The sequence below is a fragment of the Oscillospiraceae bacterium genome (assembly GCA_034925865.1).
GTDB lineage: Bacteria > Bacillota > Clostridia > Oscillospirales > SIG627 > SIG704.
This window is the reverse complement of record JAYFRN010000007.1, coordinates 28,221-41,460: the sequence shown is the minus strand read 5'-3', so window position 1 is coordinate 41,460 and position 13,240 is coordinate 28,221. Positions and strand designations below refer to the sequence as shown.

13 protein-coding genes are annotated in these 13,240 nt (G+C 48.9%); all 13 read left to right on the top strand.

Annotated elements, in window-relative coordinates:
* The first annotated feature begins 52 nt into the window (after window positions 1–52).
* The gene (gene rmuC, locus VB118_04145; protein MEA4831794.1) at window positions 53–1,399 is read left to right on the top strand and encodes a DNA recombination protein RmuC; all 1,347 of its coding nucleotides are present in this window, start codon (window positions 53–55) and stop codon (window positions 1,397–1,399) included.
* A 58-nt stretch (window positions 1,400–1,457) separates the two neighbouring features.
* The gene (gene smpB / locus VB118_04140) at window positions 1,458–1,931 is read left to right on the top strand and encodes an SsrA-binding protein SmpB (GenBank protein ID MEA4831793.1); all 474 of its coding nucleotides are present in this window, start codon (window positions 1,458–1,460) and stop codon (window positions 1,929–1,931) included.
* 121 nt (window positions 1,932–2,052) lie between these two features.
* Window positions 2,053–3,858 (top strand): translation elongation factor 4, encoded by a 1,806-nt coding sequence (gene lepA, locus VB118_04135; GenBank protein MEA4831792.1) that lies wholly within the window; start codon window positions 2,053–2,055, stop codon window positions 3,856–3,858.
* Window positions 3,851–5,002 carry a radical SAM family heme chaperone HemW gene (gene hemW, locus VB118_04130; GenBank protein MEA4831791.1) on the top strand — a complete coding sequence of 384 codons (1,152 nt, stop codon included), beginning with the start codon at window positions 3,851–3,853 and terminating at the stop codon, window positions 5,000–5,002. The genes lepA and hemW overlap by 8 nt, the downstream gene beginning before the upstream one ends.
* A gap of 13 nt (window positions 5,003–5,015) precedes the next feature.
* Window positions 5,016–5,576, top strand: a complete 561-nt coding sequence (locus VB118_04125; protein ID MEA4831790.1) for a hypothetical protein — start codon at window positions 5,016–5,018, stop codon at window positions 5,574–5,576.
* Window positions 5,577–5,592: 16 nt separating this feature from the next.
* Window positions 5,593–6,645 (top strand): DUF1385 domain-containing protein, encoded by a 1,053-nt coding sequence (locus VB118_04120; GenBank protein MEA4831789.1) that lies wholly within the window; start codon window positions 5,593–5,595, stop codon window positions 6,643–6,645.
* Window positions 6,642–7,493, top strand: a complete 852-nt coding sequence (gene prmC, locus VB118_04115) for a peptide chain release factor N(5)-glutamine methyltransferase (GenBank protein MEA4831788.1) — start codon at window positions 6,642–6,644, stop codon at window positions 7,491–7,493. The genes VB118_04120 and prmC overlap by 4 nt, the downstream gene beginning before the upstream one ends.
* Window positions 7,494–7,543: 50 nt before the next feature.
* Window positions 7,544–8,680: a recombinase RecA gene (gene recA / locus VB118_04110; GenBank protein MEA4831787.1), complete on the top strand. Its 1,137-nt coding sequence runs from the start codon at window positions 7,544–7,546 to the stop codon at window positions 8,678–8,680.
* Between the two features lie 6 nt (window positions 8,681–8,686).
* Window positions 8,687–9,160 (top strand): RecX family transcriptional regulator, encoded by a 474-nt coding sequence (locus tag VB118_04105; protein ID MEA4831786.1) that lies wholly within the window; start codon window positions 8,687–8,689, stop codon window positions 9,158–9,160.
* A gap of 1 nt (window position 9,161) precedes the next feature.
* Window positions 9,162–10,499, top strand: a complete 1,338-nt coding sequence (gene rimO / locus VB118_04100) for a 30S ribosomal protein S12 methylthiotransferase RimO (GenBank protein MEA4831785.1) — start codon at window positions 9,162–9,164, stop codon at window positions 10,497–10,499.
* 20 nt (window positions 10,500–10,519) lie between these two features.
* Window positions 10,520–11,113, top strand: coding sequence for a CDP-diacylglycerol--glycerol-3-phosphate 3-phosphatidyltransferase (gene pgsA, locus VB118_04095; GenBank protein MEA4831784.1), 594 nt, complete (start codon window positions 10,520–10,522; stop codon window positions 11,111–11,113).
* Between the two features lies 1 nt (window position 11,114).
* Window positions 11,115–11,816, top strand: coding sequence for a serine O-acetyltransferase EpsC (gene epsC, locus VB118_04090; protein MEA4831783.1), 702 nt, complete (start codon window positions 11,115–11,117; stop codon window positions 11,814–11,816).
* A gap of 31 nt (window positions 11,817–11,847) precedes the next feature.
* On the top strand, window positions 11,848–13,239 hold the full coding sequence (cysS, locus tag VB118_04085) for a cysteine--tRNA ligase (protein ID MEA4831782.1): 1,392 nt from the start codon (window positions 11,848–11,850) through the stop codon (window positions 13,237–13,239).
* Window position 13,240: the final 1 nt, after the last annotated feature.

Genomic DNA, 13,240 nt, shown 5'->3' with positions numbered 1-13,240 from the left:
GGTAACCCGGACAGGAAATAATATCCGAAGGATATAAAGAAATGAAGGCAATATGGACACAGCAGCAATAATTCTTTCGGCGGCCGCTCTTGCCGTTTCGATCACCGCGTTTACGATTATTTACATCCGCCTTTTGAAAATCAAATCGGATTCCGCCGGAAGCGAGGATATCAGAAGACTGATGATCCGTTTCGAGGAGAGCGACCGTCGATCCGGCGATGAGCTGTCCCGGCTTAAGCAGGAAACCTCCGGAGCATATCAGACCGCGATGAACGGCTTTGCCGCAACCCTTTCAGAATCCCAACGCGCCGTGTTCTCCGCGCAGGAAAAGCGCATTGAGGATATGCGTGTTTCGCTCACCCAAAGCCAAATCGCATTAAGAGCAGCCGTTACGGAATCAATCGCCTCGCTTGACGAGCGCAGCGCGCAGCTCAGACGCTCGCTTGAGCAGAACAGCGAGGAGCTCAGACGCTCGCTTGAAACAACGTCAGAAAAGCAAAGAGCCGAAAACGCAAAGAGCCTTTCGGAGATACGCTCCACTGTAGACGAAAAACTGCAGACGGTGCTTGAAGAAAGACTAAGCCGCTCTTTCAAGGATGTCAGCGAACGGCTTGAGCAGGTTTACCGCGGACTTGGAGAAATGCAGACGCTTGCAAACGGTGTCGGAGACCTTAAAAAGGTGCTGTCAAACGTAAAAACGCGCGGCATATTGGGAGAAATACAGCTTGGCGCGATCCTCGAGCAGATATTGTCGCCTGAACAATATGTTTTAAACGCAGAGATCGTAAAAAACCGCCGGGTTGAATTCGCGGTGAAGCTCCCCGGAGCGGAAAACGGCGCACCCGTGCTGCTTCCTATCGATTCAAAATTCCCCACGGACGCTTATCAAAGACTGCTCGACGCGTATGAAACGGGATCTCCCGAAGCCGTTGAAAGCGCACGCGCGGTTCTGGAACGAAGGATAAAGGATTTCGCCAAAGAAATAAGAGATAAATACATATGCCCGCCCGCGACGACTGATTTCGCCATAATGTTCCTCCCGACCGAGGGACTTTACGCTGAGGTCGTCAGGATGGGAATGATTGAAACACTCCAGAATGAGTTCCGCGTGAATATTGCCGGGCCGACGACCACCGCCGCGCTGCTGAACAGCCTGCAGATGGGCTTCAAGACGCTCGCCATTCAAAAGCGCAGCTCGGAGGTATGGGAGACGCTGGGAGCGGTCAAGACGGAATTCGGAAAATTCGAACAGGTGCTTCAATCCGTCAGCACGAGGATCGAGGCCGCGCATGACGATCTGGACAAGCTCATTACCACCCGTACCCGCGCAATAAACCGCAGGCTACGCGATGTCTCCGCGTTGGAATCCGAGGAGTCGGCAAAGCTGATTGACGAATAAGCCAGCCGGAGACCTAAAAGAAAACCGGAAATACCGGTCATGAAAGGAATCGTTGATTATGCCGGAGAAGACAGGCATTAAGATAATATCAAACAATAAAAAAGCGTATCACGATTACTTCGTAGAGGAAAAATACGAGACCGGCATAGAGCTTTGCGGCACCGAAGTGAAATCAGTCAGAGCCGGTAATGTCAATCTCAAGGATTCCTACTGCGAAGTAACCGGCGGACAGATATTCGCGTTGAATATACACATAAATCCATATGACGCCGGGAGCTTTTCAAATGAAGATCCGAGAAGAAAACGCCGGCTTTTGATGCATAAGCGCGAAATTCTCAAGCTCATGAGCCTCTCCCAAAAGGACGGATATACGCTCGTGCCGCTGGCTGTTTATCTGAAGGGATCGCTTGTCAAAATGGAAATCGGTCTCTGCAAGGGTAAAAAGCTGTATGACAAGCGTGAAGCCTCAGCCGAAATAGACCGCGAACGCGAAACACAGCGCTTTGAAAAGAATGGCGGACGCGGAGAATAAAAAGGACGGCTTCTTTGAAAAGAAGCCTGTAAGAAACTCAATTTTGTTTTAAGCCGGCAATTAAAAATTTGAACTGAACGCCGCAGTAAATAAATACGGCGCGCCTTAAGAAGAAAATAATATGAATCGAAAAGACAAAATCAGAAATTTCTGTATAATTGCGCATATCGACCACGGCAAATCCACGCTTGCCGACCGGCTTCTCGAGCTTACCGACACCGTAAGCTCACGTGACATGGAAGAACAGCTTTTGGACAATATGGATATCGAGCGTGAGAGAGGCATTACGATTAAATCCCGCGCGGTTAAAATGTCATATAAAGCTGACGACGGCGAGATATATGAGATGAACCTCATCGACACTCCCGGGCATGTGGACTTCAACTACGAAGTCTCGCGTTCATTGGCCGCCTGCGAAGGCGCACTGCTCGTTGTCGACGCGACTCAGGGCATACAGGCACAGACCCTTGCCAACGCGTATCTCGCGATAGACCACAATCTCGAGCTTGTGCCGGTAATCAACAAAATCGATCTGCCCGCCGCCGATATTGAAAACGCGAAAAAGGAAATAGAGGAGATAATCGGAATACCCGCCGATGAAGCTCCGTGCGTATCCGCAAAGACCGGTCAGAATATAAAGGACGTGTTGGAATCGATCGTTAAATACATCCCAGCTCCGACGGGAGATGCGGACGCGGCGCCAAAGGCGTTGATTTTCGATTCGTATTACGACGCGTATAAGGGCGTGGTCGTTTATTACAGGTTATTTGAAGGCACTCTCAAACGCGGACAGCTGGTAAAAATGATGGCCGGAGGAGCGGAATTCGAAATAATCGAGCTCGGATATCTAAGGGCGTTCGGCTCTGAGCCGACTGAAAAGCTTGAAGCCGGAGAGGTCGGATATCTGACCGGTTCTATAAAAAATCTGTCCATGGCGCGTGTAGGCGACACAATAACGAGCGCGGAAAATCCCGCGGACGAGCCGATGCCGGGATTTAAAAAAGCGCTGCCGGTGGTTTTCTGCGGCATATATCCGGCAGACGGCGCAAAATATGCTGATCTGCGCGACGCGCTCGAAAAATTAAGGCTCAATGACGCCTCTCTTTCGTTCGAGCCGGAGACATCGGTCGCTCTCGGCTTCGGATTCAGATGCGGCTTTTTGGGATTGCTGCATATGGAAATAATAGAGGAGCGTCTTGAGAGAGAATTCGATCTTGATCTCATCACGACCGCTCCGAGCGTCATATATAAAGTAGAGCTTACAAACGGCGAAACCGTTTCTATAGACAATCCGACGAATTATCCGTCCGCGGACACGATAAAGACGGCTTTTGAACCCGTCGTGAAGGCGTCGATAATGACGCCGGTTGAATTCGTAGGAAATATAATGGAGCTGTGCCAGGAAAGAAGAGGCATATTCGTCGACATGAAGTACCAGCCGGGCAACCGCACAGAGCTTCATTACCTGATGCCGCTCAACGAAATAATATATGACTTTTTTGACGCTCTTAAATCAAAGAGCAAAGGATACGCTTCGCTTGATTACGAAACGCCGGTATATGAAAAGTCCGAGCTTGTAAAGCTCGATATACTTTTAAACGGTGATATCGTGGACGCGCTTTCGTTCATTGTGCATTCCGAAAAGGCATATGCCCGCGCACGCAGGATCGTGGAAAAGCTCAAGGACAACATACCCCGCCAGCTCTTTGAAATTCCGGTACAGGCGGCAATAGGCGGACGAATAATCGCAAGGGAAACCGTCAAAGCGATGAGAAAAGACGTGCTTGCCAAATGCTACGGCGGAGATATAACAAGAAAAAAGAAACTGCTTGAAAAGCAGAAGGAAGGCAAGAAAAAGATGCGCTCGCTGGGAACGGTCGAGGTTCCTCAGGAGGCGTTTATGGCGGTATTGAAGCTTGATGAATAAAAAGCTCGGGATATATATTCATGTCCCGTTCTGCAAAAGGAAATGCGCGTACTGTGATTTTTATTCTGTGACGGACTCCGCGCTTATGCCGGAATATATCGATAAGCTTTTAAATGATATCGCTGAATCAGGCGATATTACGTACGGTTACGAGGCGGACACCGTTTATTTCGGCGGAGGCACGCCATCGCTCATCGATCCCGGCGACATATACAGGATTATTTCGGCCATTGATAAATCGGTTCATATTTCACCGGGCGCGGAAATAACGTCGGAGGCAAATCCGGTGGTCGCCTCCGGGGACGGCGACCGGATCAAAAAATATTTCGATTCTCTGTCGGCGGCGGGCGTAAACCGGGTCAGTCTCGGAATGCAAAGCGCGTCTGACAGCGAGCTTGAGACGCTTGGACGCCTTCATCGGAACACGGACACGCTGCGCGCCGTCCAGGCTGTCAGAAGCTCTGGCATTAAGGAGCTTTCGCTCGATCTGATGTACGCTCTGCCGTATCAAACGCTTGAAAGGTGGATGAATTCGGTCAATGCCGCTCTCGGTATGCACCCGGAGCATCTTTCGATGTACGCGCTGACGCTTTCCGATTCCGTTCCTATGGCATCGGCGAAATACGATTATCCGAGCGATGATATTCAAAGAGAGATGTATCTTTCCGCGGTGAAGGCGGCCGGAGACGCCGGATTGACGCAGTATGAAATATCAAATTTCGCGCAGCCAGGTCACGAAAACCGTCATAATCTTAAATACTGGCGCCGCGATGATTATCTCGGCTTCGGACCTGGGGCGCACTCGTTTATGAACGGCTCGCGGTTCCACGCCGAACCGGATATACGCGGATATATCAACGGCGGGGGACAACGCATATATGACGCAGTGAGCATGAAGCCTTCCGAAGCGGCGGAGGAATATATAATGCTTTCGCTTAGGACAACCGAAGGCTTGAAATTTGAAAAGCTAGCCGAAATCATATGCGACAGAGCGGAATTTGAAGAAAAAAGGATAAGGATTCTCTTGTCCGCCAAAAAGTTTGCTTCCCTGGGGCTTTGCGCCGTATGCTCAGCGGAGGATGGAATCAGCTTCACTCCAGAGGGCTTCTTCGTTTCAAACTCAATGATTGCCGAACTAATATAAAGGGGAAATACAAATGAAATCAAGAAAAGGTCTCGCGCTTGTTGCCGCGCTTCTGATTGCCGCGCTGTCGGTATTCTCGCTTGTCTCATGCACTGAGGCGGTGAACAAGGAAACGGATACGCCCGAAGGCTATGTCCTCGCGGAAAACCCCGCGGTTGATTATAATTTTTATTATCCCAAGGGCTGGATTCTTGACAAAAATGAAGGAATGACAGGAGTATACGCGGGCATATCAGATCCGTCAAGCGTTTCTGTCGCGACATTTACGCCGGATAAAGATTTCGAAAGCAAGGGATTAAAGTCATATGTCGAGGGGCTTTTTCCGGACGAATATGAAAAGAATTTCGGAAATGTGGAGCTTGTCGGCGACATGACCGAAGGTAAGATCGGCGAATATTCTGCATATTCGGTTGTCTTCAAGGGAGATATCTCGGGAAACAGATATCAATTCAAGCAAACCTTTTGCGTCCACGGAGGCTATTTATATATAATAACCTATACCGCTCTTGCGGATAATTACGAGCTTCACCTGAGCGAAGCGGACGCCATGGTATCATATATAAAATTCAAATAAAGGAACGGCGATTAAAGTGAAATCAAAGCAGGAAAAAACGCGGAATCCGAGAATTGCCTCTGTCGGAGGTCAGGCCGTCATCGAAGGCGTGATGATGCGGGGCAAAAAACAACACTGCACGGCGGTAAGAACGCCCTCCGGCGGAATTGTGACCGACACGCACAAAAACGACAGTATAAAGGATCGTGTAAAAATTTTAAAGCTGCCAATACTCCGCGGAGTCGTAAACTTTATAGAGATGATGACGCTGTCGTTTTCGACGATAAATTTTTCGGCAGACGCCGCAACCGGTGGAATCGAGTCTGAAACGAAATTTGAAAAATGGCTTGACAAGACGTTCGGGAAATCGCTTATGACAGTCGTGTCCGCAATCGGAATGGTGCTCGGGCTCGTCCTTTCCGTCTTTTTATTCATATATCTGCCGGCTATTTTATCCGGCGCCTTGTTCAAATCCTCCGATATGCGCGTCCCGGCAAAGATCTTCGAGGGATTAATCAAGATAGTTATTTTCATCGGATACATATCGCTCGTTACGCTTATGAAGGATATGCGCCGGACCTTTGAATACCACGGAGCGGAGCATAAAAGCATTTTCTGCTATGAAAAGGGATTGCCGCTTACGGTTGAAAATATCAAAAAGCAAAAGAGATTCCATCCCCGCTGCGGCACGAGCTTTCTTATTGTAATGATGCTTCTCGGCATCGTGCTTTCGATAATCATTTCGTCGCTTATGGGCGACGCGGCAAAAAACAGCATACTCTATACGCTTTATAAGGTTCTTTCGATTCCGCTTCTTGTCGGCATAGGATACGAGATAATCATATACTCCGGAAAACACGACAATGCATTCGTGCGTGCGTTAACCGCTCCTGGTCTGTGGATGCAGAGGCTTACCACGCGCGAGCCGGACGCCAGCCAGATTGAGGTCGCCATTGTCGCGCTTAAATCCGCTTTGCCCGACGAATTCGGGCCGCAGGATATTTTTGAGGGAATAAAGCTTCCCGACGCTCAGAAGGACATTCAATCAGGATCAGAAGCGCCGGCGGCGCAAGATCAAGGCGAAAAATGACATCAGCCGCGCTTAAATCATCTCTCAGAGCGGTATATTCTGAAAAGCTCCCCGATTATTTCACCTTCGGCACAATGCTTCGCGCACTGTGCGAAAAACACGGATATGCTTATCCGGAGCTTGTCGGGGCGGGAAACGCGGAAATATCCGATGAAACGGCCGGAGTAATGATAAAAGACGCTTCGAGGCTTTGCGGCGGATATCCGCTTCAATATTATATAGGAAGCGAATATTTTCTCGGCAGAGAATTCGAGGTATGTGAAGGGGTTTTGATCCCGCGTCCCCAAACCGAGGCTCTCGTGAAACTGTGCGCGGATAAGCTGCCTGATAACGGAAGATTTTCCGATCTGTGCTGCGGCAGCGGATGCATCGCCGTGTCGCTTCTCTGTGAAAGAGAGGATGCTTCAGGTGTTGCCGCCGATATATCGGATACAGCCGTTTCGCTGTCGTCGAAGAACGCAATGCGCTTTTCCGTTTCTGACAGGCTGACGGTTTTAAAAACGGATATTTTTGAAGACGGCATAAAAGAGTGCGGAGAATTCGACGCGATATTATCAAATCCGCCGTATATTAAATCCGCCGACATATCTGTGCTTCCCCGCAACGTAAAATCAGAACCGGCGCTTGCTCTCGACGGAGGTGAGGACGGACTCAGGTTTTACCGAAGGATTTTTTCGGTCGCGCATTCGCTTCTGCGCGAAGGCGGAAGGATATACCTCGAATGCGGATACGAGGCCGAAGACGACGTATGCGCGATCGCGAAGGAATTCGGGTTTGACGCGTGCGCCGCCGGAAAACAGATAATAGAAGCAAAACAGTATTGCATTACGCAAAATGATATGATATAATCAACTCATAAACGAAATTTCGTAATTTACATAAAAGGACGGAAAAAAATATGAGCGCAAAAAAGGCATCGACAAAAAAGGTCGACGAAGAAGATCTGCTTGACGGTGAAGACGAAAAGCTCGATCCCGCGGCGGCCAAGAAAAAGGCGCTTGCGACAGCGATCAGCCAGATAGAAAAGAAATGCGGAAAAGGCTCAATTATGAAGCTCGGGGACAATGTCGGCATGACAGTCAGCGCAATTTCCACCGGCAGCATTTCGCTCGATATCGCACTCGGTATCGGAGGGGTTCCGCGCGGAAGAGTCATTGAAATTTTCGGTCCTGAATCCTCCGGCAAAACCACCGTTGCCCTTCATATAATAGCGGAGGCGCAGAAGGAGGGCGGAGAGGTCGCCTTTATAGACGCGGAGCATGCTCTCGATCCTTTATACGCGAAAGCTCTCGGCGTGGATATAGACAATCTTCTTATAAGCCAGCCGGATTGCGGCGAACAGGCTCTTGAAATCGCGGAGGCTCTTGTGCGAAGCAACGCGATAGACGCGCTCGTCGTCGACTCGGTCGCGGCTCTTGTTCCGAAATCCGAAATCGAGGGCGACATGGGTCAGAACTCAATCGGAGTTCAGGCCAGGCTCATGTCTCAGGCGCTGAGAAAGCTGTGCGGCGCTGTGTCAAAGAGCAAATGCGTTCTGATTTTCATCAACCAGCTACGCGAAAAAGTCGGCATAGCGTATGGCAATCCCGAGGTCACAACCGGAGGCAAGGCGCTTAAATTCTACACCTCTGTGAGAATCGACGTGCGCCGCGGCGAGCAGCTTAAAAACAAAACCGACATTATCGGCAACCATATAAAGGCGAAGGTAGTCAAGAACAAGGTTGCGCCGCCGTTCAGGCTTGCGGAGTTTGACATACTCTACGGAAAGGGAATTTCCAAAGAAAGCGAGCTTGTGGATATGGGCGTCGCGCTTGACATAGTCGGCAAGAGCGGAGCTTGGTTTTCATATGAGGGAACGCGTATCGGTCAGGGCAAGGATAACGCCCGTCAATGGCTAACGGAGCATCAGGATGTGGCGAAGGTAATAGAAAAACGCATCCGCGATCAAGCCGACAAGCTCAACGAATCCAGCGCGTTTGCGGTAAGCGAGGCGCTTGAGGACGACGAAGAAGAAAATGACGATCTTTTCGAATAATACGATATGCGCGACGATATAAAAAAGAAAGCATATTCACTGCTTGAAAGAGTCGATCTGACGCCGAGGATGCTGCTTGACAGGCTTTCCGAAAGGATGCCTGATGAAAGCAGGGAGGAAATCAAATCGGTTATACGCGAGCTAACGGAACGCGGAGTCGTGAATATCGCGAGATTCGGAGAACGCGTTATCGAAACGCAAAAAGCAAGGCTTTACGGACATCGACGCATAGAAGATGCTCTCATTATCAAACGGTTTCCGAAAAAATATATAGAATCTGTCTCCGGGATGATAGAATTCGACGAAGCCGAAAGAGCTTTACGCTGTCTTGAGGCACGCGCGGGAAGGATTTTCGCAAATTACGATATAAATCCCGAAGAAACAAAAAAACTTTTCAATTACTTGATCAGACAGGGATACGATTACCGGACAGCGGGCGAAGCCCTGGAAAATTATAAAAAGGGCAAGGAACAGGCATAGAATGATAAAGGTCGGATTTATGACAATGGGCTGTCCGAAAAACCAGACGGACACAGAGCTCATGCTTTCGAGGCTTGAAGACGCGGGCATAGAGATCGTGGATGAGGATATTAAGGCCGATATAATGATAGTGAACACCTGCGCGTTCATTAAAAGCGCGAAGGAAGAATCTATCGAGGCCATTCTCGATCTCGGATGGCTTAAACAGAACAGAAATCTTAAGGGTATAATAGTTACCGGCTGTATGGCGCAAAGATATTTCGAGCAGATAAAGAAAGAACTGCCGGAGGCGGATGCCGTGCTCGGACTCGGCGCGGAGTCCGAAATAGCAGAAACAGTTAAAAAGCTTTACGAAACCGGAGAGGGCACTTATGAGTGCGGCGCTCCGGAGGAGCTTGTCATGGAGGGCGGCCGCATTCTGTCCACGCCCGATTATTACGCATATCTGAAAATCTCGGAGGGCTGCGATAATCGCTGTTCGTATTGTGCGATTCCATCCATACGCGGCGCGCACAGATCACGCACGATGGAGAGCATACTTGAGGAAGCAAAGCTGCTCAGCGAGAACGGCGTAAAGGAGCTGTGCCTTGTCGCGCAGGATACCACGCGTTACGGTCTCGACCTGTACGGAGAATACAAGCTTGCCGATCTTCTCGAAGCGCTGTGCACAACGCCCGGCATAAATTTCGAATGGATCAGGCTTTTATACTGCTATCCGGACAAGATCACCGACAGGCTATGCGAGGTCATGGCGAAATACAGCATGATAGCCAAATATATTGATCTTCCGATACAACACATTTCCGATCATGTTCTGGAAGCGATGAACCGTCACGGCGGCGCGGAGATCATCCGTTCGGCAATCGAGCGCCTAAGAAGCCATATGCCCGAAATAATGATTCGCACCACGGTCATGGTCGGGTTTCCCGGAGAGACAGACAAGGACTTTGCTTTGCTAAACAGCTTTGTACGGGACACGTTGTTCGGACGCCTCGGAGCTTTTGAATATTCGCGTGAGGAAAATACCGCCGCGTATATGATGCCAAAGCAGATTTCAGCCAAAACGAAAGCCGTCAGGCTTGACAATATTATGAATACACAATATACTGTAGCTCAGGAGATAAATTCTTCTTATATCGGGCGTACAGTCCGCGTGTTATGTGAGAGCTATGACAATGTGAGCGAGTGCTATTTCGGACGTACAGAAGCTCACGCCCCCGAAATAGACGGAGGAGTGTATTTCACCTCGCGCAGGAAAATACCGGCGGGTGAATTTGTAAGCGTTCTTATAAAAGACGTCTGCGATTATGATCTTACCGGAAGAGAAACCGGAAAATAATTCAGAACAGAAGGCAATAAATGAAGATTAATTTGCCCAACAAGCTTACGTTGATGCGCATATGCATCGTACCTGTTTTTATGCTGTTTATGCTCGTACCGGTCATAAACGAGACATGGTCGAGGGCGATCGCATGCGCTTTTTTTCTGTTTGCCGCATTGACTGACTTTTTTGACGGGCGCATTGCAAGAAAGCTCGGTCTCGTCACTGATTTCGGTAAATTTTTAGATCCTGTTGCGGATAAATTTATGATTTTCGGCGCTCTGTTCGCTATATGCGCATCGGATATGTACAGAAATATATATCCTTATATTGTCATCGCAGGCACGATAGTCATATTCCGCGAGCTTGCCGTCACATCGCTCAGGCTTGTCGCCGCCGCGGGATCACATGAGGTTATATCGGCCAATATACTTGGCAAGCTTAAAACACTTACGCAGAGTATTTGTGTGGTCGTTGTCATTCTTGAACCGATCGTCATTCCGCAATCCTCAAAGCTGCACGATATGCACCTTTTCAGCATAATTTTTATCGTTCTTATGACAGTTATGACGATATGGTCAGGCCTTTCATATTTTAAAAAATATATAAATCTGTTTTCCCCGGGTAAATAATATGGATATAATGAAAGCTTTTTACGGCACCGTTCAAAAAATCAAGGATGAAGTCGCTTCCATACGTGAACGGGATCCCGCGGCGGAAAGCGACGCGGAAGTGCTTCTCTTATATTCGGGTCTGCATGCCGTAATGTATCACAGATGCGCTCATATGCTTTATGAGAACGGACACAGCTTCGCCGCCCGTCTCGTCTCGCAGCATGCGCGCTTCATCACCGGAATCGAGATACATCCGGGCGCGCAGATCGGCAACGGACTGTTTATCGATCACGGCTCGGGAGTTGTCATCGGTGAAACAACCGTCATAGGAGATAATTGTACCATATATCAGGGCGTTACTCTGGGAGGAACGGGAAAAGACACCGGAAAACGCCACCCGACACTGGGGGACAATGTCCTGGTCGGGGCGGGAGCAAGAGTGCTCGGCCCTGTTAAAATCGGCAGCAATGTAAAAATTGCCGCCGGCGCGGTCGTGCTATGCGATATTCCGGACGATTGTACCGCCGTAGGCGTGCCCGCACACATAGTGAAACGCAGCGGGGTCAGAATCAACAGGCCGTGTGATCTCGACCAGATACATGTGCCGGATCCTGTCTCTCAGGAGATTTGCAGATTGAGAGCTCTGATAACCGAAATAGGAAAAAACACAATGAGCCCTGAACAGCTTTCCGAGCTGCTTTCAAGACTCGGTGAAAAATAAACATGAATTAGCAAAGGATTGATATACATCTATGAAGCTTTATAATTCACTGACCGGAAAAAAAGAAGAATTCGAGATTCACGACAGCCATGTGCGGATGTATGCCTGCGGACCGACGGTATATAATTACTTCCATATCGGAAACGGCCGTTGCTTTGTCTTGTTTGATATGCTTCGCCGATATCTCGAATATCGCGGAAACAAGGTGGATTTCGTTCAGAATTTTACCGATATTGACGATAAAATGATCAAACGTGCCGCCGAGGAAAAGACGACTGTAGCAAAGATCGCGGAAAAATATATTGCCGAATACTTCATCGACGCTCGTGGGCTTGGCATACTCCCCGCGACAGTACATCCGCGCGCGACCGAAAACATAGATGAAATTATTTCCATAGTAAAGACCCTTATCGAAAAGGGACACGCATATGAATCAAACGGAGACGTCTATTTTTCCGCACGCAGTTTTCCGGAATACGGAAAGCTCTCAAAGACGAATATAGACGATCTTGAATCCGGAGCGCGAATAGATGTAAGCGAGATAAAGAGAGATCCGCTGGATTTTGCGTTATGGAAGGCATATAAGGTGGGCGAGCCTTTTTGGGAAAGCCCGTGGGGTAAAGGGCGTCCGGGATGGCATATTGAATGCTCCGCGATGGTAAACCGTTACCTCGGAAAGACGATAGACATTCACTGCGGCGGAGCCGACCTTGCTTTTCCGCATCATGAAAATGAAATCGCGCAGTCAGAGGCCTGCTTCGGCTGCACCTTCTCCCGCTTTTGGCTGCACAACGGATATATCAACGTCGACAATCAGAAAATGGGCAAATCGCTTGGCAATTTCTTTATGGTGCGCGATGCCGCCGCGAAATACGGATATGACGCGATCAGATTTTTCCTGCTGTCCGCGCAGTATCGCAGCCCGGTGAATTTTTCCGCCGATGCTTTGATTCAATCGCAAAACGCGCTTTCAAGGCTATATAATTGTGAGGACAACCTGAAATCGGCGATAAACGCCGCCGAAAGCCGTCCGGAGACAGCCGATGAAGCTGCGGAGACGGATAAAATACTGACGCGCAAAGATGATTTTATCAAAGCGATGGACGACGATTTCAATACAGCAGATGGAATATCGGCAATCTTTGAGCTTGTCAAGGATATAAACATATTTATATCCGTTCCGCGCGCCGTAAAATCCGTTGAAAAGCTTTGCTCGCTGTATTATGAGCTTGTCACTCTTATGGGCTTTAAAAAGCCGGCCACGTCTTATTCGATTCCGGTTGAAGAAATCGAAAGGTTGATTGAAGAACGTATTTCAGCTAAAAAATCAAAAAATTTCACCCGTGCCGATGAAATACGAGCATATCTGAAAGAAAAAGGAATTTCTCTTGAGGACACCGCGCAGGGAACCAAATGGAAATGAC